The organism is Cohnella phaseoli, assembly GCF_003386235.1.
In the GTDB taxonomy this organism is placed as follows: domain Bacteria; phylum Bacillota; class Bacilli; order Paenibacillales; family Paenibacillaceae; genus Cohnella; species Cohnella phaseoli.
The window spans coordinates 154,492-176,400 of sequence record NZ_QRDZ01000021.1 but is presented as its reverse complement, the minus strand read 5'-3'; the positions used below and the strand labels follow the sequence as shown (position 1 = coordinate 176,400).

The window sequence follows — 21,909 nt, the reverse complement described above, 5'->3', positions numbered from 1 at the left end:
TGTTCAGACATTTTTCCCACTGCGCTCATCCTCCTCATGTACTAAGTGTACATTTTCGTGGTGGAGGACTCCAACTGAATTAGGGGGCTGTGGAGATTAAAGGGGATTTTTCGCTTTATTTTTAGTAAAATCTGATTTTTCATAATTTAAGGCGGATAATCCTCTTTATTTTCCTCAAAATGGCTGGATCTTCGAAATTAAGGGGGATTTTCCGCTTTAGCGCATTGTCCGGTCCACCTGCCCCTTCTTATCTGTTCCGTGACGCTGCACAATACTTCTTTCCCTCTACAGACGCAAAAGAAGCTGCCCCTAAGCAGCAGCGGCATCCGACAGTCCGATTGGGACCGGCATTCGGAATGTCTCGCTTTGCCTAGGCACAGCTTCCTTGATGAATTAGGCGTCGATTCCTGTGTAGATTCGGATGGCCTCACGCAGGAACTCTGCGACTCCCGGCTGATCTTTATCGTAGTAGGCTTTGAATCGCTCGTCCTCTACGTACATTTGGGCTATTCCCGCATGCGCTTCCTTGGAATATCGATCCCAGTAGAAAGTCAGCCAGCGACGGTGCAGATCGGCTGCTTTCTGCGCCAATTCCCCCGCCGGATCGCCCGTCGCGAACGCTTGCGCGAGCGTTGCGTGAATGTCCTCCGACAGACGCTCGATTTCCTTGTATTGCTCTTTCGTCATGCCCTTGAGTTTGGCATTGGATTTGTCCACTTGCTCGTCGCCGTACTTCGCGCGGATTTCTTCGCCGTACTTGGCTTCGTTATCGTCAATGAGCTGCTGTTTAAAGCCCTCGAACTTCTGCTTATCGCTCATATCCGTCATCCCCTTTTGGTAGGCTAAGGTCAGATCGATATTGGCTATCAGCGCGTCGAGTTGCCGACGCTTAGCCAGAAGCTGTTCGCGATGCCTTGACAGCGCGCGCCGGGCGTCGAATTCCGGAGAATCGACGATCGCCTTGATCTCATCGAGGCCGACGTCAAGCTCTCGATAGAACAAAATTTGCTGCAGACGATCCACCTCCCATTGCCCATAGATCCGATACCCCGACGAATTGATCCTCGCCGGCTTGAGAAGTCCGATCTCATCGTAGTAGCGGAGCGTGCGCGTACTGATTCCGGCCAGCTGGCCGAGCTTCTGAACCGTATATTCCATCTCGATCCCTCCTTGCAAACCGATCGTACACCTTTACGTAACGGCAATGTCAAGCGATTGTATCGAAGTTTTTATCAGCCGATATAGCCAAACAACCGCCGTGGAGAATTCCCCGGCGGTTGTTTCACGATCACTGAACGACGAGCTTCGAAGGATTGTTCACCTTGTACAATATTTCCTTGTTGAATTTCTTGTCCACGACTTTTCCTTCGAAGGTGATCACGTTGCCGACCTCAAGCCCGAAGCCCTTGAGCGTGTTGCTGTAGCCGCACCAAGCGTCGCCGATGGCAAGCGGGTTCTCACCTACGATGGCGACTTCCTCAAACAGGAGCACCTCGTCGTCGCGGTCGGAGAACGGATTTGGCTTGGTCGTAAACTCCTTCACCTTTGCGGTGAATTTCACCTTGTCGATCGGCAGCTCAAGCTTCTCCTTCTTCTCCTTCGGCTTTTTCTGGGCTTTAGCCGCCTTAACCGGCTTGTCCCCGTCGCCGCCTTCTACAGCATCCGCATAGGCGGAAGGCGCAACGGAAGACTCGCCGCTCTCCGCGTCCTCCGCTTCTACGACAGCCGTTTCTTTGCCGAACGTACCGCTCTGCATTTCCTTCAGATAGGCCGGATGAATGCTCGTCTCCCGGCCGTCCTCGAATTCCACGATCAAGACGCTCATATTGCCGTATTCCTGGTAGCCCTTGATCGAGACCTGGTGCTGCGAGGTCGCGCCTTTGTACCAGAACTGCGTCTTGGGCGTCTTGGCGAACAGCCCCCAAGCGCGCCCTTTCTCCGCATAGTCTTCCTCGTTGTCGAAGGCAATATAGTCTTCCTGCGGCGGATATAGCTTCAGGTTATTCCCTTTGGTCGCTTCCATCTTCGCGACTTCCCTCCTTATATCAAGCTTAGAAATTTGCGGATTCTCTCCAATGCTTCTTCTAATTGTACCTGGGACGAGGCGTAAGAACAACGGATAAATCCTTCCCCGCCCGAACCGAACACCTGGCCGGGCACGGTGACGACCTTCGCCTCCTGCAGCAGTCGGTGCGCGAACTGCTCCGAGGTAAGCCCCGTATGAGCGATCGAAGGGAAGGCATAGAACGCGCCCTGCGGCTCGTGGCACGGCAGCCCGATCTGCCGCAGCCCCTGCACGAATAGTCTGCGCCGCTGATCGTAGGACTCGATCATCCGGTCCTTCTCCTCCATCCCGACCTGCAGCGAAGCCAAAGCCGCCACCTGACCCATAATCGGCGCGCACATGACCGTATATTGATGGATTTTCAGCATAGCCGCGATCAACTCGCGCGGTCCGCACGCATAGCCGACGCGCCAGCCGGTCATGGCGAACGCTTTGGAGAAGCCGTTAACGACGAGCGTCCTCTCCTTCATGCCCGGCAAGGACGCAAAGCTGACATGCTTATCCCCGTAAGTCAGTTCGGAATAGATTTCGTCCGAGATGACGACCAGATTGTGTTCCTCCGCCAGCCTGGCGATCGGCAGCCAATCCTCGTAAGTCATTATTCCGCCGGTCGGATTGTTCGGATAGCAGAGCACAAGCACCTTGGAACGAGGAGTCAGCTTCTCTCGCAACGCATCCGCCTTCAGCTTGAACTGGTGCTCGGCAAACGTCTCGACGCCAACCGGTCTGCCGCCGCCTAGAAATACGATAGGAGAATAGGAAATATAGCATGGCTCCGGAATAACGATCTCATCGCCCTCGGTAATCAGCGCGCGCAGCGCAAGGTCGATGGCTTCGCTGCTGCCGACCGTGACCAGCACTTCGCTTGCCGGATCGTAGTCGACTTTGCAGCTGTCGGACAAATAGCCGGAGATCGCCTCGCGCAGTTCAGGCATGCCCGAGTTGGAGGTATACGTCGTTCTCCCTTTATCCAGCGCGGCGACGCAGGCATCGCGAACGATCTGGGGCGTGACGAAGTCCGGCTCCCCGACTCCGAGCGAGATCACATCCTTCATGCCCGACGTGTAATCGAAAAATTTGCGTATGCCTGACGGCGGCATCTCCCGTACTTGCGGCGACAGCAGCCGTTCGATCGGCTTTAACGTTTGATTTGGCATTTTTACAGTCCTCCTTGTGGATAACGACAAAAATTTAAAACAAAAAAACCCGTCCGCAAGGGACGAGTCTGCACCCGTGTTACCACCCTAGTTCCGCCTTTCGTTCGCACGAAATATAGCGGCACTCAACAACGTATCCATCAATACGTGTTCCCGTTAACGCTGGAAATGCGGCAGAGCTTACTCAAATTTCAGTCTGCGTCTCGGAGACGGCTTTCCGTTATCGCCCGAACGTTGGCTTTCACCCGACCCAACTCTCTGCGGAACTGACGAATAACGTACTCTTTCTCTTCATCGACTTTCGGCAAACCTATGAATTTGAGGTAATTATACGCACTAGTTCTGCAAAATGCAACCCGAAATTTAAATTGCCTCGGTCCGCTATCTCCGGTCGTTGGGATGAACGGCGTCATTCCAGGCAATACTGCACCTATTCCTATCGCAAACGGAGGGGACCGATTCTTGAGCTCGGAAGAGAACGCGCTGTCGGTTGTCGCGCTGGGCGGCGTCAACGAAATCGGCAAAAATATGTACGTCATTCGCTACGCGAACGATATTCTCGTCATCGATTGCGGCTCCAAGTTCCCGGACGAAAGCCTGCTTGGCATCGATGTTATCGTGCCCGATATTACATATTTGCTTGAAAATAAGGACAAAATCCGCGCGCTCATCGTGACGCATGGACATGAGGATCATATTGGCGGCATCCCTTACGTATTGAAGCAGCTTAATATGCCGATCTATGCGACGCGACTGACGCTGGGCCTGATCGAGGTTAAGCTGCGCGAGCACGGACTGCTCGGCAGCTCGCGGCTAAAGACGATTACCGCCGATTCGGCACTCCGCTTCGGCAGCTTCAAGGTGAGCTTTTTCAGCACCAATCACAGCATCCCCGACTGCCTGGGCATCGCGCTGAACACGCCCGAAGGAACGGTCGTCCATACCGGGGACTTTAAGTTCGATCTTACGCCGGTCAACAACCATTATCCGGATATTCACAAAATGGCCGCGCTCGGCCGCAAAGGCGTGCTGCTGCTTCTCTCGGAGAGCACCAACGCAGAGCGGCCAGGCTTTACGCCCTCCGAGCGGGTCGTCGGCGAGCATATCGAGGAGGCATTCTCCAAGGCGGAGCAAAAAATCTTCATTTCTACGTTCGCTTCCAACGTGCACCGGCTGCAGCAGATCGTCGACGCCTCTCTTCGCTTCGGCCGCAAGCTTGCGCTGCTCGGCAGGAGCATGGTTAACGTCGTTGACGTTGCGGTGGAGCTCGGCTATTTGCGACTGCCCGAAGGCATGCTGATTGAGCCGACCGATGTGAACCGTTATTCTCCGAACGAAGTCGTCGTGCTCTGCACGGGCTCGCAAGGGGAGCCGATGGCCGCGCTGTCCAGGCTTGCGAGCTCCAACCACCGTCAATTGGAGGTGCACCGCGGGGATACGGTTATTCTAGCCGCAACGCCGATTCCCGGCAATGAGCGCAACGTCGCGCGCATCGTCGACAATTTGTACGAGATCGGCGCAAAAGTGATTTACGGCTCAGGCTCCGTTACCGGCATGCACGTCTCCGGGCATGCCAGCCAGGAGGAGCTGAAGCTGATGCTCACGCTGATGAAGCCCAAGTATTTCATCCCGATCCACGGCGAGTATCGGATGCTGTACCAGCATCGCATTCTGGCGGAATCGGTCGGAGTCGAAGAGGATAACATCTTCATCGTCAAAAACGGAGACGTTGTCGATATCGAGCAAGGCGTCGCCAGTCAGCGCCGGAAAATTACAACCGGCAACACGCTCGTCGACGGCCTTGGCATCGGAGACGTCGGCCATGTTGTGCTGCGCGATCGCAAGCATATGTCCGAGGACGGAGTGCTGATCATTGTCATTACGCTAAGCCGCGCCGACAGCAAAATTTTGTCCGGTCCGGACACGATCTCGCGCGGCTTCGTCTACGTCCGCGAATCGGAGGGGCTGCTGGAGCAAGTGAACCGCATCGCGGCCTCTTCTCTCGACAAGCTGCTGGAGGAGAAAGTGAACCAGTGGAGCACTTACAAAATGACGATCAAGGACGAGGTCGGCAAATTTCTGTGGAACCAGACGAAGCGCCGCCCGATGATTCTGCCCATTCTTATTCAAGTATGAGCGCCGATTTTTTCCTTAATCTGCCGAACAGCTCGGGCAGCGCGATGCCCAAAAGCACGATCACCACGCCGGCCCATTGCAAGGCGCTCACGTGTTCGTGCAACACGACCGCCGCCAGCAAAACCGCGACGGGGAGCTCTGAAGCGCCAAGAATGCCGGTCAAGCCCTCTCCGATCCGCGGAACGCCGATCGCGAACAGCACCGGCGGCAGGAACGCACCGAACAGGCCCAGCATCAGCCCGAATGGAAGCAAGCCGCTCCACAGCGTGCCGTCGAACAGAAAAGCGGGCGGGAACAGAACGAAGACGAGCAGCAGGCCGCCGGTAATCATCCATGCACTGCGCCGTGCGGGGTGAACGGACGGGACCGCTTTGCCGCTGAACAAAATAAACAGCGAATAGCTGAGCGCGGAGGCCAAGCCGAATGCGACGCCGAGCCAGTTCAGCTCGGCCACCCCTTGATCGATAATGCCTGCGGCCATTAATGTTCCGCCAAGCAGAACGGAGAGCGTGAGCAGCATACTTCTGCCGGGCTTCTGCCTGCGCGCGACCGCCTGCATCACGACTCCGATCCAGGTGAATTGGAACAGCAGCACGATTGCCAGCGAATTTGGAATGTAGCGAAGAGATTCGTAATACAGCAGCCCCGTGATGGCTGTCGGAGTGCCTGCCGCCATCAGCAGCAAACGCTGCTTCCAGCTAAGTTTTCGTTCATGAACGGATTTCGTCTCTGCCGCCGCGTCATGCTTATCTTGTCTGCGGGCCCGTCTGCCGACGAGCAGCGCAAGCATCCACGCGAGCACGAACCCCGTAAGCAGTTGACTGCCGACTACCTCGCCAAGCGAGTAGCCCTGAGCGTATGCCTTGGTAACTATGGTAGAAAGAATGCCGTAACAGATCGCTCCCATAAGAACGGATAATTTGTATTTCATCGAACGTTAGCTCCTTTATAAAAAAATAAAAACTTCCTTGCCGGAATATTGGCTCGCGCGAGGCGAACGAATATTCGTAGCAAGGAAGTTAAGGCTTCCCGTAGAGACCCCCACCCTGAACTATTGGGGTTATACGAATCTTAGAAATCTTACTGCGATCTCGGCCGATTGTCAATAGACGAAAGCCAGCGCGATAATAGGCCAGCGCTAGGACGTGTCTGAATACTCCGAGGGCAGCAGATATTGCCGAATTTTCGTTCCATGCAAGGAACTTTTGTGAAGGCGTACCGGGGTACGTCAAGCAAAAGTGACGAAGCAGGGGGCGAAAAGGCGGTGATAGATGCCCCTGAGCGGGTTTTCAGACACGCCCTAATTCAACACAATAATTCTGCCGGTAATGACGCCGTTCTCGTCTTTATGAAACAGCAGCGCTTTGAAAGTATCACCATCTTTGCTAACGGAGAATGTCTCGGAAAATCCGCTCTGCCCTTCCTGGAAAAAGGAGTCTGGAGCCATTGTCACGCTCCGTCCGTCATGAGAGTATTGGAGGTTGCCGGCGTCGTCATACGTCACTTCTTTAATCGAGTCGGGAAGAGTTTCACCGATCTCCTCTCCTTTTTTAATTTTGGTTTTAATTTCCGCGGCCCAGCGCCTTGCGTCAGCGACCAGCTTCTTATCCGACGGTGACTCGGGAGAGGACGTCGGCGTTAGCATAGACTCCAAATAGGCTTCCGCTTTGACCGGATCCGCTTTGGCGATATTGAGCGGGAGATCGAACAATGCCGAAGCGCCCGAGTATCCTTCCTTGGACCGGATTTCTCCCGTGCTCTCGTCATACGAGAACGCCTCGTTCCTATAAAACGGACTGCCGCTGCTTACCGCCAAATACACGCCTCTGTCTGCAAAAATTTCTACTTGGTCGCATGAGATGAGTCTGTACATGACACCGTCGATGACATCTTCGCTGTACCCGCCGTTCATCGTAACGATATTGACCTGCCACGGCTTCAGACCTTTAATTAGCGGCGAAATGAAAAACGGAACTTCGCCGTATTCGGGTTCGTTGACCGCCGGCATCGGTTTGCCGTCCTGTCTGACGATGGAAACAACCGCATAGGTTCTGTCGGGGTAGATTTCCTCCGAGGAGTGCTTAAATTGGCTGAGGCCGGCTCCCGACACGAGACCGTGAAGCGTAAAACTGTAATCTCCAGATGCGATGGACCGATTAATCTCCATAGCGTCCTTGCTGTCGAAAGCTTCCGCCAGCAGCCGGTCCCCGAAACTCTCGGCAACCTGCTTGGCGCTGAACAGCTGTGTCGCCGCATAGGCCGATACAGACACCAGCAGCAATAATACCGCGGCTAACAGCCCTATCGATAATCTTCTTCTATGTTTAGGTTTCACTAGATTACGCTCCTTTAATTGATGGATAAGGGCCTGATCCAATTCTTCTTCAGGCTCTGCTGCCGGAGCCAGAGCCTGTCCGAGCAAACGTTCCCAATCCGCATCCTTCACGGGACATCGACCTCCAAATCTTTTCTCACGGCCATGCGCGCTTTATGCAATCTGCTTTTCACAGTTCCCGACGGAATTTTCAACGCCGATGCGATCTCCTCCACTGTCATATCCGCTGTGTAATACATGTAGAGGGGAAGCCTCAGCTTGTCGTTCAACCGATGGGCGGCCTGCTGAATCATCGTTCGAAGCTCTAGCGACAGTACCGCGTCTTCCGGTGCCGATTCGCGAGAAAATAAGTCCGCCACCCCTGCCGCCGCCTCGTCAAGCTCGAACGTAGGGGCGATTCTTCGCCTCCACGCAACCTTGCGACGATGATTGCGGTGAAGCTGCACGGCAACCGATATGAGATAAGCTTTCGGATTGCGGGCCGCGTCCATCTTGAGCCGCAGCTCCATAGCCTTAAGAAAAGTTTCCTGATATAAATCGTCCGTATCCTCTTTGTTCCCCGTCAGCTTGTGGCAAAAGCCGTAAATCGACTTGCCGTGCAGCTTCACGAGCTCAATCAACTCATCGATATCCAAGCAGCTTCTCCTTCCTGAATGGCCATTCACCTATATATTGTCATAACTTCGAAACCGGTTCACCTGCAAAAAAACTACAGCTGACCAATTCGCATACATGAACCCGTAGGCAACATGAAATATCGCTCGAACTGGACCAATCCTACATCGCAGACAGCGGCGTCGGGCTGGAGAACAAAATCTTGCTCGCCCTGCGTGCCACAATTCAGTCTAACAGGTCTGTGCTTTAACAGACCGAAGCATTGGGAATGAGGCCAAAAAAGTATCCTTACGCTACCTCAGCCGCGGAGTGAAGGTCAAAAAAGTGCCCTGATGTTGCCCCAGCCGCGTAGTGAAGGCCAAAAATGTGCCTTGACGTTACCTTAGCCGCGGAGTGAAGGCCAAAAATGTGCCCTGACGCTGCCTCAGCCGCGGAGTGAAGGCCAAAAATGTGCCCAGACGCTACCTCAGCCGCAGAGTGAAGGCCAGCCACAGAAAAGAAGCCCGATCTGAAAGCAGCTCTTACCCCTGCTTTCAGATCAGGCTTCTTCGCATAGTCGATTCCCTATGGCACAATTTGATTAACGTTGCGGTCGGCCGGCACTTCCGCCGGCAGCTTCTTGGATGCGCTAGGCACTTCGCGCGGACGGTTGTGAATTTCCTCGGCCGAATAAATCAGTATGGTCGTCTGACCGCCTCCCGAGAATGCGCGAATGAGCACGGGATGGTCGTAAGGATTATTGAACACGAAATCCGGCCCGTACCAGCTAACCGTCGCATCCCTTCCCGGCGGCACGTAAGGCACGTTGCGGCTGTGCGAATAGCGTTGAACGATTGTGAGCCCCGCTCGATCGACCGCATTGAACAACGTCGATGAGACTTGACAAATGCCGCCCCCGATTCCTTCCGCCACTTCGCCTCTTACGATCACCTTCGCTCGGCGATAGCCTTTACCCGCCGTCCGCTCCCCAAGGGTCTGATTAAACGAAAACGATTCCCCTGGAAACACATAGCGATTATTTAGCGCCTTAACCGCCAAATCGATATTGTGGGAGCGATTGCGGTTATTTGAATTGTAATAGGTCGTATAGTAGCCGATTCTCTTCTCCTTCAGCGTCGTCAGCAGCTCGCTGTCCACTCGCGGATAGACGGCTCTAAGCGGGGCTTCCATCGAGGCGCTCTTCCCCTCCGTCATATAACGATAGAACTCGTCCTCCCAGACTCTGAGGTCGAGCTTATAGCCGAGCTTGTCCGGGACGATCCCCCCCGATGCGTCCAGCATGGCGTTAGTCGGCGGCTGATAGACCAGCCGCTCCATTTTCGCTGTCAGCTCCAACAATTTAATGTCATTAACAATCGGCAGCCCGGGTAAAGGAAATTCATAATCCGCACGGCGCACGACCGCGATTTCCCGTCCTTCGGAAGTTATTGCAAGCTGATCCGGCAACGATGCGGTATGCGCAAGCACCAACAGGCCGGCAATCCATGTCCAAGCCAAATCGATCCCCCGATTCGATAAATTTAACGTAACTCGATGCATGAGCACACTTGTCTCAACCGATGCATCCCTGTTTACGTTGCGCGAAACGGACCGCGGTTATGCCGCATAATCGTTTATTCGTTAGCCGACAATAACGCCAACGATTCGAAACGGGAAGGAAGAAAAAAATGAGCCGACCACTGAGGCTGAATGCTTGGCGCTGGGCCGCATCAGTTGTACTTGCCCTTGGACTGGCTTCCGCTGTCGGCTCCGCTGCGCAAGCGAAGCCACCGACGACTCGAGAGCGGCAGCGCATAGAGATCGTCGTGCGCTCCAGCCGCACCGCCTCCATGTTTAGCAGGCTAACGATAGACAGCCCTACGCTAATTTTGCGCAATGCGCAAACGGGAAGCTTGCCGGAGCAACGCGCAGATTGCTATACCGACCTGGAGGTCGGGATTCGAGATGCCGACGGAAAAGAAATGCGGTATCGACTAGAACGTTCAGGCCACCTTTGGGACGAAGCCGCAGGGCGATTGCTGCGACTTTCAGCCGATGCGTCCAAACGTATGCTCGGCTATGCGGAGGCATTGAGACGGGAGCATTACGGGGCGCTGATGGATTGGAGCGAAGTCCGCCTTATCGTGAAGCGCAAAAGCACGTTCACGATTACCGATCTCGAAAGCGGACTCAGTTTTCGCGTCCAGCGTCGAGCGGGCAGCGATCACGCCGACGTGCAGCCAATGACAACAGAAGATTCGAAGACGATGAAGGAGATTTACGGGGGTGCGTGGAGCTGGGACCGTCGAGCGATCATCGTCTCCAAGGATCGCACACGAATAGCCGCTTCCATGAACGGCATGCCCCATGGGGGAGACGGCATTCCGGGCAACGGCTTTAAAGGGCATTTTTGCGTTCATTTTCTCGGCAGCTCGTCGCATCGCTCCGATACGCCCGATCCGGCGCATCAGTTGATGGTTTATCAAGCGGCCGGGCAATTGCGCAGCTATTTCGCTTCCGCCTCTCCCGGCGTGATGGCGATCAACTTCGCGGAGGCAGTCGCCAGAAAAGACATCGAGATGCTGCAATTGCTGTGGCCCGAAGCTTCCGCCGAACGTTTCGAAGAGCTGAATCGACTGCTTGAACGACTGGAATCGTTAACGATCAAGAGAACCCGCGTTACGAAAACCGAAGAGCTAGCGGATGAGCTGTCAGCCTCCGTAACGCTCCCTCTGCAAATTCGTTTGCGCGATCGGGGAACGCTTCAATCCGAGCTCCGTTTCGAGTTCGTCCGAAGCGCTCCTCGCTTACCTTGGCGAATCGCCGGAGTTTCCTCCGATCATTCCAGCCTAATCCCGTAAAGCTTGCCGCCGCGCGAAGCGACGACGGCATAGTTGCCGAATACCGCCGGAGAAGCTTCGATATTTGAGCCTACTGTCATGCTGCCTCGAACGCGGCCATCCCTGGCGGAGACGACGGAGACGACCCCGCCGGAATCGGCCTGTAGCAAATAAGCGTTGCCCTTGGCATCGTAGACGTCGGTCGGTGACGACCAGGCATAGCGTTTCATCGGGAGCCGCCAAGTCTCCTTGCCTGTCTTTTTGTCCAAGGCGACCATCAGCCCCTCCCCAAGCTTGCCGAAGCGGGCAATCGTAAACACGACAAGATCGGAAATATTTCCCTTGCCGACGACCGGCGTCGCCAGTACGCCGCCGTTGACGGGATGATCTCCGCCGACGACGGACAAACATTCGTATTTCATCTGCCAGACGACCTGGCCGGTTAGCCCGTTGATTTTGCGCAAATAGGCGTAGCCCTTTCTTCCCTGCTTGTCGACTTCCGTTCCGGTGTACAAGTACGGAATTCCGTCCTCGGCTTCCACAACGATCGTCGCATCCGTATCGTCGAGCGCCGGGAGCGCCCATACCGCCTCGTTCGTCCGAACGTTCACCGCCAGCACGCTTCCCCCGTTATCGGCAAAATAAACGAGGTCGCCGAACGCCGCCAGCGAATTCTCGATGCCCTGATAATTGTTGCCGCTTATACGATAGCGGAATTTGCTCACGACCGGCTTGATCGAAAGCGTCTTCCGCTGCGGATCGAAAGCCGTATTCAGCTTGACGCGGTACAACAGCCCGTTCTCCCCGCCTACGGTAAGCGTATCGTCATAGCGGTTGAACAGAGCGGAGCCGTCGAACGCCCCCCACCGCCGATAAGCGAAGGAATCGATGCCGTTAACGCGCAGCAGCTGCTTCTGGTCGATCAGGCTATACAGGTTAAATCCGATCGTTCCGTTCTCGGGGATTCCCTCTCCGACGTACAGCAGCGGATACCCGCGCGCATCTACGGACACGCTGCCTTTAATCGGGTTGCCGACCCGGATCGGACTTCTCGTCTCCTCGCCCGTTTCCAGCTCCAGAAAATAGACGTATCCGTCCAAAGAGGCATAGATGACCTCGGTAAAATTCGGCTTGGAACGAAACTTCGGCTTAACGTTCATCGACGCCAGCACTTCCGGCTGCCATTGGACGATCGCCGGCTGTCCCGTCCAACCCGCTCCGCCGCCCCATGAGCTGCTCTTCGTCTTCTTCTCCCAAGCGATTGCGGGGCGATACGTCTGCATCTCAACGGTCCCGTAAGACGGCGCGCTTCTGTCGCCTCCGCCCCGAAAACCGAGTACTCCCGCCACTTCGGTATACATCTCGGGAAATGCCTTCGCCTCCGCGGGCTTGCTGCCGCTCCATTGCCCGGACTGAACCCCCTTCGCTTGCGCAATGCCTTGCGCCGCCAGCAAAATGGCAAGCGCGAATAAGACCGTTTTGCTTCCCAACGCCATCCCTATCCATTCCTCCATATATTGGAATGAATAGATTTTACCTTCCTGCCGTCGAGAAGCTTGTCAAACGGTCAACGAGAAATCGCGGAACCTTTGTCGTATCCGGTAGCAAACAAGCGAAGCGCGCGAACAAGAGCCGCCTCGGCGACACGGAGAGCGACATCGTCGCCCTGCGCGTACACTGGAGGCGGCTCCTGTGGAACCCTTATGGCTTTAACTCGGCACTTCCGCCCTCCGCTCGCGCTTGCGCGGGACATCAGGCAATTCGTTCACGGAGACGACTTCCTTCGTCCGTTTCTGCGGCTTTTTCCAATAGCGCTCGCTCCCCGGAAGATCGTCGAACCAGGCCGCGTCGTCGGGACAATCCAGCATCATGAATTTCCCGTAGTTGCCGTCGCGGGATTGATGATATTTCAGATAGGCTTTGCCGTTCTCGATCGCCAAAATTTCGATTTTGCCCGACGTATGGCTCATAGACAGGCGCACTCTCTTGCCTAAACCGGAGGTACGAGCTTTCGCCTTCTCGACGATATCGTACACTCGAGCTAACGGCAGCACGAAATCGTTGTTGCCCGCCACGGGTCGGTTGATGAAAAAATAGTAGGGCGTTACGCCAGCCCAACTCAGCCGGTCCAGCAACTCGCCGAGCACCTCAGGATCGTCGTTGATGCCTCTAAGCACAGGCGTCTGGTTAACGACGATCGCTCCGGCGTCGTGCAGCGCTTGGAAGCCTCGTACCGCTTCCGGCGTAATTTCGCGAGGATGATTGATATGAGCCATCACGTAGATGCGCTTGTTCGCGTTGGAAAACTCGCGGATCGTCTCCAGAAGCTCCTCGTCCTCGTAAATCCTCATCGGATTAAAGACAGGAATTTTCGAGCCGAGTCGAATGATCTTCACATGTTCGATTTCGCGTAATCTATGCAAAATCGCACGCAGTTTAGGCGTGGCAAGGATGAGGCTGTCGCCTCCGGTCAGCAGCACGTTGCTAATCTCAGGATGGTTGGCGATATACTGCAGGCCCGGCTCGATGTCCGAGGTCGCTTCCTTGACGTCGTTGCGGAACAGCCGCTTGCGGAAGCAGTAGCGACAGTAGGCTCCGCACACTTCGGAGACAATCAGCAGCGCCGTCGACGAATACTTGTGCTGGCAGCCTTTGACCACGTAGTTCGTATCCTCGTCCGAAGCGTCCCAACGTCCGTATTCCTCCAGCTCCCCTTCATTCGGAATAACGAGCTTGCGAATCGGATCGTGCGGATCGTTCCAATCGATCAGATTCAAGTAATATTCGTTCACGCGAAACACGAACTTGTCGGTAATCTTCTTCAGCTTCTCACGTTGTTCCTCGGGGATGTGAGAGATCTTTCCGATATCGGTGATATACTTTGGCTGCGCCATGCGGCCTTCCTCCTCCATGTATATTCATTCGAATTCGAGAACGAATCCGTTCCAAGCCCCGCGATACCCCCTTTCGTCCGAACGTTAAATAGACCCTGCGCGCAGTAGACCATCCCTACTGCGGACAAGGGTCCGTAAAGACAGAAAAAGACCCTTAACGGGTCAAAAGAATGAGCAACTTATGACCCATCCAGTGCAAACGAGGTTAGCTGTCGGGCTCGGGATAGATGGTTCCCTACATGAGCAATCCATGATTCGCCCCAAAAGATTGGTTCCCCCGCTTTCCGGAAGTTTCCGGAAACTAAGCGTAACTAAACTATAATTTACAGTTGCCCGCCCTGTCAACCCTGAGAAATTTCATCCGTGAAATTCGGCAGCGGACAAATTTGTCGGACGGCTTTCCCGTCGGTTACAATAGAACAAAGAAGGAGGAAGCCCCATGCAGAGCTCTAGCAAACTATCGGAAGGCATTAAAGGACTGATCGACCGGAAATTTGTTCTGTTCCTCGTCGTCATCCTGCTGATTGGCTTGAATATTTTTATTTTGGAAAAGATTTCTTATGTTTTTCATCCGCTGACCGTCGTGCTGGAAACCGTATTCCTTCCGTTCCTGTTAGCCGGAGTCGCGTACTACCTCCTTAATCCGATCGTCGACTATTTGGAGCATCGCAAAGTAAAACGCCTTTATTCCATCCTCGGGCTGTACCTTGTCATTGTTACGGTACTGACGCTCGTAGTTATGAAAGTCGTCCCCTTGCTCAGCGAGCAAATCGCCAGCCTGATCTCGCAGTTCCCGACCTACACGCAGAACGCGCAGGCCAAGTTCGAGGAACTGATTGGGAACAAGTATTTCAACGAGCTGCAAAGCATGATCGGAATTGATACGGCCAAGCTCACGGACGAGTTCTCCTCGCGCGCTTCGACCCTTCTCAGCAACGCTTGGTCGGGAATAGGCGGGTTGGTAGGCCGAATTACCGAGACGGTGCTGGCGATCATCACGGTTCCCTTCGTCCTGTTCTACCTGCTCAAAGACCGCAAGAAACTGGCCCCGTTCGTGCTCGGATTCGTGCCGACTAAGCTCAGAGGCCGCTCCTTCGGCGTCATGCTGGAGATGAACCATCAGATCAGCTCGTACATTCGCGGCCAGATCATCGTCAGCGCCTGTATTGGCGCACTGCTCTACATCGGCTATCTCATTATCGGACTGGACTATTCCCTCGTGCTCGCCGTTATCGCCGCTTGTACAAGCATCGTCCCTTATTTGGGACCGGCGATCGCCATTACTCCCGCGCTGATCGTCGCCATGATGACGTCCCCGATCATGCTCGTGAAAATGATCGTGATTTGGACAATCGTGCAATTGATCGAGGGCAAGTTTATCTCGCCGCAAATTATGGGCAAGACGATGCGGGTTCATCCGATTACGATCATCTTCGTCATTATCGCGGCCGGCAACCTGTTCGGCATGATCGGCATCATTCTCGCCGTTCCCGGGTATGCCATTCTAAAGGTGATCAGCACGCATCTGTTCCGCTGGTTTAAGCGTCGCACGGGACTATACGAGGAAGCCGTTCCTGCCGCTGACGCCTCCCATGACGCGCCAACAGGCGAAGAAACTCCGCAAAACGCAGACTAGGTAACAAAATCAAGGGTCTGTCTTATAGGGAAAGGTTGCTTGAGATTATCGATACATAAGGTAAGGTGTATATACCTCCAGTAGACCTAATCATGACCCGCAACATTTCCAATTTATTGGATATTAAACTTTTACGACGGATCTATTTGCACACATGAGCTTACGCAGGGAAGTTAGTCGGAAATTCGTACAACGCAGCTCGAACCAGGCTTAAACGGCGGACGTTTGTAGGAAAAACAGCACAAAGCAACTTTGCTCAGACTCAAACGACGAACGTTTGTAGGGAAAATCGTATAAATCAACCAAGATCGGGGATTGTATGCCGCTAAAGCGTCTTCGATAATTATACGAATAGTTTCTGGGAATTATCTGGAAGTGTTGTGGGTTATGATTAGCCCGTAGACTGCCTCATACGCTCCTGAAATCACATTGTAACGGGTTTACCCATTCGTATTTCAGGAGCGTATAGCAGCATCGGAGGGAGGTATATACGCCTATCGATTATCTTCCAGAGCAACTTGAGGCGCCTATAAGACAGCCCCCCTTCGTCACATAGTGTCGATTTGTTGTTCCGCCTGCTGCAGTTCCTCGACAATATAACGGCAATTCAGCGCTTTCTCGCGCAAATCCTGAACCGTATAGTAATAATGATTGCTCGCTTCAAAGCCGATGCGGGAATCTCGAATGACGAGTTCGTACAACTGCAAGGCGTTGCTTGCTTCCTTGTTCGCGATATCGATGAGCTTGCGGCAAGCTTTCGAACGGACGGATGAGCTTCTTGCCTTCAAGTATTTTTGCCGGGCTCTAACGAACTCGATCTGCAGGTATGTGCTGTAGAAATGAAGATAAGCCGCCGATGCGGAATTCGTCAACTCGTCGAACTCCCGATGTGCCCCAGCAGACAGCCGCTTCCTTGCCGCCTCCAGAAGACGCAGCCCTTTCTTCCACCCTACGGCAAGTTTCTTGAACTGCCCGGCAAATGCGGCATCCGAATAGATTCCGCGCCATCGCTCCAGATCGTCGTAAGGATAACCGATCATGGTCGCCTCGAAGCCGGTCGGCTCCAGATGAAGCAGGTTGGCCGGTCCGAAATTTTGCGGTGCGAAGTACAGCACACTTAAATCGAAGGGAAACTCTCGGAACGCGCTACCGAACGCGGCCGAAGCATCTGCGATCGCTTGCCCCGCCTCGCTTCCGAACTTGGCTTGCATCCGTTCGCCAATGCCTGTCTTCTCGCCCGAATCGGTATCCCAATAGTATTCGGATGCAAGCTCCAGGTTAAGCGACGGGTATCCGCCCAATGTCCAACTCAGCATCAAGCCGCTGACCCCGGAATCGCTTAAGCGGATGAGATGCTCCTCGATTAACTGAAAAACGGGTAAGAATGGCACGGCCGAACATTCCCATGTGTTATTAAACTGAACCTTCGCCGCTGTGCGCAAGCCCCGCGCTTGAGCCACTTCCCAGGTCCGCTGCGATTTCTCGCCCGGCCCGACGACGGACATGGAATAGTCGATGACCTGTCCCGAAGAACCGGCCATGTTCGTGGGAATCGCTTCCTCGCTCGTGGACATGACGATTACGTTGTCCGGCAATCCCTCGATCGCGGAACGAATTTCCTGATCGTCCCATCCCCAACTGTGCGACCATCCCCATGTCCAGCATACAATTCGCGCTTCGGGTTTTTCTCGAAACGCGCCTTCGGCGATAAGCCCGTTCACTTCCGCAACGACTTCGCCCGGCGTTCGTCGGCTGCAGCGCGGACAATTCGTCTGGCCCCCCACTGCCCGCGAATAACAGTGCGTCCAATTTTCCGACATCGTGATCGTAAACAGGCCGGCCAAACCCGGGACTTCGCGGAAGAGGCGGGCAATCCCGTCGCTCAGCAATTGCTGTACTTCCGTATGCGATGTGCACAGCGTCGCATAGCCGTCCTCCGTATGTCCTTGCCAATCCGGTTTGTCGGCAAAAAAGGATACAGGCATGGAACGGGGTTCATTGCAATACAAGTAAACGCCGATCCCGTACTTCGCAGCACGGTCCGCGAGAAAGCGCAATCCGGCAATCCTTTGCTCCCAATTGAGAGACAGCTCCTCCGGCAACCCGGCTAGCGGAACTAGGTTATAGAGGACGCTTTGCAGCCAAATGCCGTTCACTCCCGCATCGGACAGCCGTTCCAGCAAAGCTTCCGGAAAAGGGTCCAATTCCGGCGTCAAAAGCGGATCTCCGTATACGGCGCCGTAGGAGTAGATAATGCGCATATCGAATTTCGTAGTCCGACGGTATTCGCCAGCCATGAGATAAGGCGCATGACCTTCGCACGCTTGCCCGGCCAGCCATTGCAGTCCTCGCATAATCCCGGTTTCGGCCGCTGCCCGAATCGTAAGCGTATCCGTCCCCGCAACGATCAAGTGGTCTTCCGTCAATTGGGATGAATCCGGTACGATTTCGATTCGCATCACCGGATTGATCTCCTCGTTAGGCGAAAAGGCGGAAGCTTTCCGGACGGTCCACTTTGCGCCCCAGGTCCGTTCAAGCTTAGTTACGAATCGTTCCAGCGCGGAATCCAAAACGGGATGGCCGCTCGGCGCTTCGATTGTCCAAGAAATATCCAGTCTGATTTCCCCGTGACCTGGCTCCCTAACACGGACGTTCTCCCTCATAGCCGGCTTGCGATATTGATTGAGAAAATCGAAAGGCTTTTCGGCTTGCCGTTCATCGCTCAAGGCCGCCGTCGATTCCCTGATCAGCCGCGTCCGCTCTTGTTCCGCCTCGTTCAGAACCCGATATTTGACCGACTCCGTCCACGGCTTGAGGCTGCCTAGCTTGATCCATAGGAAATCGTCCTCTTTTAAAGTGAAGGCGAGTCGGTCTTCCGTCCATCCTAGCAGCTCGAGCAATTGCTCGACAGGGAGCAAATGCCAATTGGCGCGAATGATTGTAATGTATCCTCTTTCGAGCCATATCGCTTCATTCCCCGTCTGCGAGACCTCAAGCCCCAGGTTCGACGCGGCTTCCCTGATCTGCTCTTCGGAAGCGCCGAGCACCAGAGCCAGTCGCTCTACCGGCACTAACCCCCAATTTCGCCAAATGACGGCCTGCATTCGCGTAGGAAAATGAGGTGTTGCCAACGCCTTCTTATCCGGCTCCGTTCGCAAATCGAGAATCATAGCCGCTCACCCGCCCTGGCACGCATCCGATTTTCCAATCTGCCCAGCTTGTCGATTTCCATCGCGATCTCGTCCCCGTCCTTCAGCCATACGCGCTTCTCGGGCGGATAGCCGAAGATGACGCCTTGCGGCGTTCCCGTTAAAATGACGTCCCCCGGATTCAGGGTGATGTAATCGCTAATATAGCTGACCAATTCGTCGCAATAGAAAATCATATCCGACGTATTGGATTGTTGCCGAATCTCGCCGTTTAACCAGCAGCTCAATTCTAGGGAATTCGGATCTCCGACTTCATCGGCCGTGACCAAGTAAGGACCGATCGGGCAGAAGCGATCCAGACTCTTGCCGAGCAGCCATTGATTCGTTCTGAACTGCAAATCCCGGGAAGACAGGTCGTTGGCAATGCAATACCCGAATACGTGGTCCAGCGCTTTATCCCTGGCTACCCCGCTCGCCGTTCGGCCGATGACGATCGCGAGCTCGACTTCGTAATCCCCTTCCTTCACGTAAGAAGGCAGAGGGATCGTCTCGCCGTGAGCGGCTATCGAATTGTTGAATTTATTGAACAGAACGGGGTATTCCGGAATGCTCATCTGGGATTCCGCGGCATGCTCGCGATAATTCAAGCCGACGCAAATGATTTTCCCGGGGCTCGGAACGCAAGGTCCGAACGTCAACTCCTCTTCTCTCCTCAGTTCGCCGGCGTCAATCGCGCTGCGCACATACTCATCGATCCGATCGATCATCCGCTCTCCTCCGGCGATCAACTCTTCCATCGTACGCGGCCAACTTTCCTCTGAGGGAATCTCCACGACCCCGGATTCAGATTTGACCCCCAGTTTAAGCCCGTCATCCGTTACAAACGTCAGCAGTTTCATTCTCCGCACCTCATCCTATTTATAACTCGATAGACTCCGCAAGTACGACTTCCCGTCCCGTCGCGCAGGATTTCGCGATCGCATCGGCGACCTCTACGCCATGAACGGCATCGGCGAATGAGATAACGACCGGATCCTCGCCCCGGGAAATACAGCGACAAATATAGGTCAGCTGCTCCCGCAGGCATCCAACGGATTGTCCATGCAGCTTCGCATGAATATTCGTATCCGGAGTCAGCCTTCCTTGACCGTTCCAGAATTGCAGGCCCGAATTACTCGTCTCGAAGTGGGCAATTCCGCTCCTTCCGATCACTTCGATCGCGTCCGCGATTTCGACTCCAGCTTGGTCCGGCGTCATCCAACTGCTTTGCAACACGGCCAGCGCTCCGTTCTCGAATTCGAGGTTCGCCCACAGCACTTCCGGGGAGGCGGAGGCTGCGCCGGAATCGGTTACGGATCTTCCGTAAGCTTTCACGCTTCTCACGCGACATCCGGCATACCAGATCGCCAAATCGATATCATGGATCATTAATTCGAATACCGTATGGACGCGCTGAAAGGTTTCGAATAAATAGTGCTCCCGGGAACGCTTTAAGTACATGCTGACTGGAGCGCCTACCCGGTCGGACAGCACGGCCTCCTTAATCGCGGCATAACGCGGATCGAACCGCAGCAGATGTCCTGGAAAGAGCAGCCTGCCGCTGGCGGCGGCCGCTTCCTGCATCGCCTTGGCCTCGTCCGGGCGAGTCGTTACCGGTTTCTCCACGAGGACATGCTTGCCGGATTGCAAAGCTTTCAAAGTCGGCTCCAGGTGGTGGCTTTCAAAGGTCACCACGCTGATCAAATCGATATCGTCTCGCTGGACCAACTCGTCCGCACTTGAGATCAAGTTCGCGACGCCGTATTCCTTACCCGCTCGTTCCAGCCTTTCCGGCGAACTGTCGCATATGGCTACTACTTCCGCCGTTCCAAGCGAACTGAAGGCTTCCAAATGACACATTCCCCATCGACCCAAGCCGAGAATGCCCACTCTCACTTTATTCATTCCGATCTCCCACTCCCTATCTATAAATTCGGAGGCACGTCCAGCCGTTCGAAGCAAGCTTGCGCCTTGGCAATATGCTGCCAGGCCTCGGTAAGCAGAAAAGGTCCGTGTCCGGGAAACAATCCGTCGATACGGAGTCCGTGGAGCTTGTCCACGGTGTCTGCATATTCGGATATGACGCAATCCCAGACATTCTGAATGACAACTTTTCCTCCGGCGAATACCGAATCGCCGCCGAACAACAGCTTCCTCCCCTTCCTCTCGATCAGGAAGGAAATATGCCCGCGCGCGTGTCCCGGCGTATCGATTATTTTCAGCGAGAGATTGCCGATAACGATCTCGTCGTTTTCCCGCAGCCCTCTCGCTACCGGACAAGGCGGAAACTCGTAATCCGCGGGATACACGCCCGCTCTTACCGCCGCGGTAATGCTAACCTTGTCACGGTCCCCCGTTTCGATCCAAGGCAAAATTTCCTGCGAGGTCATGACCTGCAGCCCGTAGGTCCGGTGAAAATAAGCGGCCCCTGCCGCATGGTCGCCATGCCCGTGGGTAAGCAGCAAATATCGGATTTGCCCCGGCGATATCCCGATGCGTTCGATATTCGCCGCAATCCGCTCGGGCTCTATCCCTCCGCCGGCATCAATCAAAGCGAATTGCCCGTCCCCGCCGTCCAGCAGGTAGACGTTGCAATCCATCGGATCGCTCAGTTGAAAGCCGTACTTGCCGCTGCCGACCATATAGATGCCATCATCGATTCTGATCATGACGGGATGTAGGCGATGCATTCGATTTCCACGCGCATGCCGGGAGGAAACTTGACGATTTCAACCGTACTTCTGGCGGGCGGCTCAACGGTAAAATATTCAGCGTACGCCTCGTTGTATGCCGAAAAATCGTTCAGCTCGTCAATAAAAGAAGTGACTTTGACGACATGTTCAAGAGAGGTGCCCGCAGCCTGTAAAATTTGTTCCATATATTCGAGTACGACATGCGTTTGCCGGACAATATCTCCGGGGAACAGCACCTCTCCCGTCACAAGATCGAACGGGCACGTTCCCGCCACGTATACCATGTCGCCCAGTTTTACGGCCTGAGAATAAGAACCGCCTGGCTTCGGCGCTTTATCGGTACGGATGATTTCCTTCTTCATATCGGTCTC

17 protein-coding genes, 2 riboswitches and 1 other annotated feature are annotated in these 21,909 nt (G+C 54.6%); of the genes, 3 read left to right on the top strand and 14 right to left on the bottom strand.

Annotated features, from left to right (window positions below; translation table 11 throughout):
- Positions 1-393: 393 nt before the first annotated feature.
- The 3 genes from DFP98_RS24110 to DFP98_RS24100 form a co-directional block, all read right to left on the bottom strand.
- Positions 394-1,158: a MerR family transcriptional regulator gene (locus tag DFP98_RS24110; protein WP_116063171.1), complete on the bottom strand. Its 765-nt coding sequence runs from the start codon at positions 1,156-1,158 to the stop codon at positions 394-396.
- 130 nt (positions 1,159-1,288) lie between these two features.
- On the bottom strand, positions 1,289-2,023 hold the full coding sequence (locus DFP98_RS24105; RefSeq protein WP_116063170.1) for a hypothetical protein: 735 nt from the start codon (positions 2,021-2,023) through the stop codon (positions 1,289-1,291).
- Positions 2,024-2,040: 17 nt separating this feature from the next.
- Complete coding sequence (locus DFP98_RS24100; RefSeq protein ID WP_116063169.1) at positions 2,041-3,222, bottom strand: aminotransferase class I/II-fold pyridoxal phosphate-dependent enzyme; 1,182 nt, start codon at positions 3,220-3,222, stop codon at positions 2,041-2,043.
- Positions 3,223-3,277: 55 nt separating this feature from the next.
- Positions 3,278-3,526, bottom strand: a binding site (T-box leader).
- A 158-nt stretch (positions 3,527-3,684) separates the two neighbouring features.
- On the opposite strand from DFP98_RS24100, the gene DFP98_RS24095 reads away from it, so the two are divergent.
- Positions 3,685-5,358: a ribonuclease J gene (locus DFP98_RS24095; RefSeq protein WP_181917913.1), complete on the top strand. Its 1,674-nt coding sequence runs from the start codon at positions 3,685-3,687 to the stop codon at positions 5,356-5,358.
- Here DFP98_RS24095 and DFP98_RS24090 read toward each other — a convergent pair.
- The 4 genes from DFP98_RS24090 to DFP98_RS24075 all read right to left on the bottom strand — a co-directional run bounded on the left by DFP98_RS24090 (position 5,345) and on the right by DFP98_RS24075 (position 9,805).
- Positions 5,345-6,289 carry an EamA family transporter gene (locus DFP98_RS24090; protein WP_116063167.1) on the bottom strand — a complete coding sequence of 315 codons (945 nt, stop codon included), beginning with the start codon at positions 6,287-6,289 and terminating at the stop codon, positions 5,345-5,347. The genes DFP98_RS24095 and DFP98_RS24090 overlap by 14 nt on opposite strands.
- Positions 6,290-6,346: 57 nt before the next feature.
- A riboswitch (purine riboswitch) is annotated at positions 6,347-6,446 on the bottom strand.
- Positions 6,447-6,658: 212 nt separating this feature from the next.
- Entirely contained in the window at positions 6,659-7,693 is a 1,035-nt protein-coding gene (locus DFP98_RS24085) for a hypothetical protein (protein WP_220377160.1), read from the bottom strand.
- Positions 7,694-7,800: 107 nt separating this feature from the next.
- On the bottom strand, positions 7,801-8,328 hold the full coding sequence (locus DFP98_RS24080; RefSeq protein WP_116063165.1) for an RNA polymerase sigma factor: 528 nt from the start codon (positions 8,326-8,328) through the stop codon (positions 7,801-7,803).
- A gap of 544 nt (positions 8,329-8,872) precedes the next feature.
- Positions 8,873-9,805: a VanW family protein gene (locus DFP98_RS24075; RefSeq protein ID WP_116063164.1), complete on the bottom strand. Its 933-nt coding sequence runs from the start codon at positions 9,803-9,805 to the stop codon at positions 8,873-8,875.
- A gap of 170 nt (positions 9,806-9,975) precedes the next feature.
- On the opposite strand from DFP98_RS24075, the gene DFP98_RS24070 reads away from it, so the two are divergent.
- Entirely contained in the window at positions 9,976-11,148 is a 1,173-nt protein-coding gene (locus tag DFP98_RS24070; protein WP_116063163.1) for a hypothetical protein, read from the top strand.
- On the opposite strand, the gene DFP98_RS24065 is transcribed toward DFP98_RS24070, so the two are convergent.
- Both DFP98_RS24065 and DFP98_RS24060 read right to left on the bottom strand, forming a co-directional pair.
- Entirely contained in the window at positions 11,127-12,623 is a 1,497-nt protein-coding gene (locus DFP98_RS24065; RefSeq protein ID WP_181917912.1) for an outer membrane protein assembly factor BamB family protein, read from the bottom strand. The genes DFP98_RS24070 and DFP98_RS24065 overlap by 22 nt on opposite strands.
- Positions 12,624-12,836: 213 nt before the next feature.
- Entirely contained in the window at positions 12,837-14,021 is a 1,185-nt protein-coding gene (locus DFP98_RS24060; protein ID WP_116063161.1) for a KamA family radical SAM protein, read from the bottom strand.
- Positions 14,022-14,200: 179 nt separating this feature from the next.
- Positions 14,201-14,339: riboswitch (cyclic di-AMP (ydaO/yuaA leader) on the bottom strand.
- Positions 14,340-14,460: 121 nt separating this feature from the next.
- Between DFP98_RS24060 and DFP98_RS24055 the strand changes: the two genes are divergently transcribed.
- Complete coding sequence (locus DFP98_RS24055) at positions 14,461-15,657, top strand: AI-2E family transporter (protein WP_116063160.1); 1,197 nt, start codon at positions 14,461-14,463, stop codon at positions 15,655-15,657.
- A 548-nt stretch (positions 15,658-16,205) separates the two neighbouring features.
- On the opposite strand, the gene DFP98_RS24050 is transcribed toward DFP98_RS24055, so the two are convergent.
- From DFP98_RS24050 to DFP98_RS24030, 5 genes are read right to left on the bottom strand one after another with little or no spacing between them, the layout of a single operon-like run.
- On the bottom strand, positions 16,206-18,827 hold the full coding sequence (locus DFP98_RS24050) for a hypothetical protein (RefSeq protein ID WP_116063159.1): 2,622 nt from the start codon (positions 18,825-18,827) through the stop codon (positions 16,206-16,208).
- Positions 18,824-19,705: a fumarylacetoacetate hydrolase family protein gene (locus DFP98_RS24045; protein WP_116063158.1), complete on the bottom strand. Its 882-nt coding sequence runs from the start codon at positions 19,703-19,705 to the stop codon at positions 18,824-18,826. The genes DFP98_RS24050 and DFP98_RS24045 overlap by 4 nt, the downstream gene beginning before the upstream one ends.
- A 19-nt stretch (positions 19,706-19,724) precedes the next feature.
- Positions 19,725-20,750: a Gfo/Idh/MocA family protein gene (locus tag DFP98_RS24040; RefSeq protein ID WP_116063157.1), complete on the bottom strand. Its 1,026-nt coding sequence runs from the start codon at positions 20,748-20,750 to the stop codon at positions 19,725-19,727.
- A 20-nt stretch (positions 20,751-20,770) separates the two neighbouring features.
- Positions 20,771-21,535: an MBL fold metallo-hydrolase gene (locus DFP98_RS24035; protein ID WP_116063156.1), complete on the bottom strand. Its 765-nt coding sequence runs from the start codon at positions 21,533-21,535 to the stop codon at positions 20,771-20,773.
- Positions 21,511-21,900 (bottom strand): RidA family protein, encoded by a 390-nt coding sequence (locus DFP98_RS24030; protein ID WP_116063155.1) that lies wholly within the window; start codon positions 21,898-21,900, stop codon positions 21,511-21,513. Before DFP98_RS24030 ends, DFP98_RS24035 begins: the two co-directional genes overlap by 25 nt.
- Between the last annotated feature and the right edge of the window lie 9 nt (positions 21,901-21,909).

What these genes read in the sequence shown, in the direction of transcription:
- DFP98_RS24110 (WP_116063171.1), bottom strand. Translation starts at nt 1,158, where the DNA reads ATGGAATATACGGTTCAGAAGCTCGGCCAGCTGGCCGGAATCAGTACG.
- DFP98_RS24105 (WP_116063170.1), bottom strand. Translation starts at nt 2,023, where the DNA reads ATGGAAGCGACCAAAGGGAATAACCTGAAGCTATATCCGCCGCAGGAA.
- DFP98_RS24100 (WP_116063169.1), bottom strand. Translation starts at nt 3,222, where the DNA reads ATGCCAAATCAAACGTTAAAGCCGATCGAACGGCTGCTGTCGCCGCAA.
- DFP98_RS24090 (WP_116063167.1), bottom strand. Translation starts at nt 6,289, where the DNA reads ATGAAATACAAATTATCCGTTCTTATGGGAGCGATCTGTTACGGCATT.
- DFP98_RS24070 (WP_116063163.1), top strand. Translation starts at nt 9,976, where the DNA reads ATGAGCCGACCACTGAGGCTGAATGCTTGGCGCTGGGCCGCATCAGTT.
- DFP98_RS24065 (WP_181917912.1), bottom strand. Translation starts at nt 12,623, where the DNA reads ATGGCGTTGGGAAGCAAAACGGTCTTATTCGCGCTTGCCATTTTGCTG.
- DFP98_RS24060 (WP_116063161.1), bottom strand. Translation starts at nt 14,021, where the DNA reads ATGGCGCAGCCAAAGTATATCACCGATATCGGAAAGATCTCTCACATC.
- DFP98_RS24055 (WP_116063160.1), top strand. Translation starts at nt 14,461, where the DNA reads ATGCAGAGCTCTAGCAAACTATCGGAAGGCATTAAAGGACTGATCGAC.
- DFP98_RS24050 (WP_116063159.1), bottom strand. Translation starts at nt 18,827, where the DNA reads ATGATTCTCGATTTGCGAACGGAGCCGGATAAGAAGGCGTTGGCAACA.
- DFP98_RS24045 (WP_116063158.1), bottom strand. Translation starts at nt 19,705, where the DNA reads ATGAAACTGCTGACGTTTGTAACGGATGACGGGCTTAAACTGGGGGTC.
- DFP98_RS24040 (WP_116063157.1), bottom strand. Translation starts at nt 20,750, where the DNA reads ATGAATAAAGTGAGAGTGGGCATTCTCGGCTTGGGTCGATGGGGAATG.
- DFP98_RS24035 (WP_116063156.1), bottom strand. Translation starts at nt 21,535, where the DNA reads ATGCATCGCCTACATCCCGTCATGATCAGAATCGATGATGGCATCTAT.
- DFP98_RS24030 (WP_116063155.1), bottom strand. Translation starts at nt 21,900, where the DNA reads ATGAAGAAGGAAATCATCCGTACCGATAAAGCGCCGAAGCCAGGCGGT.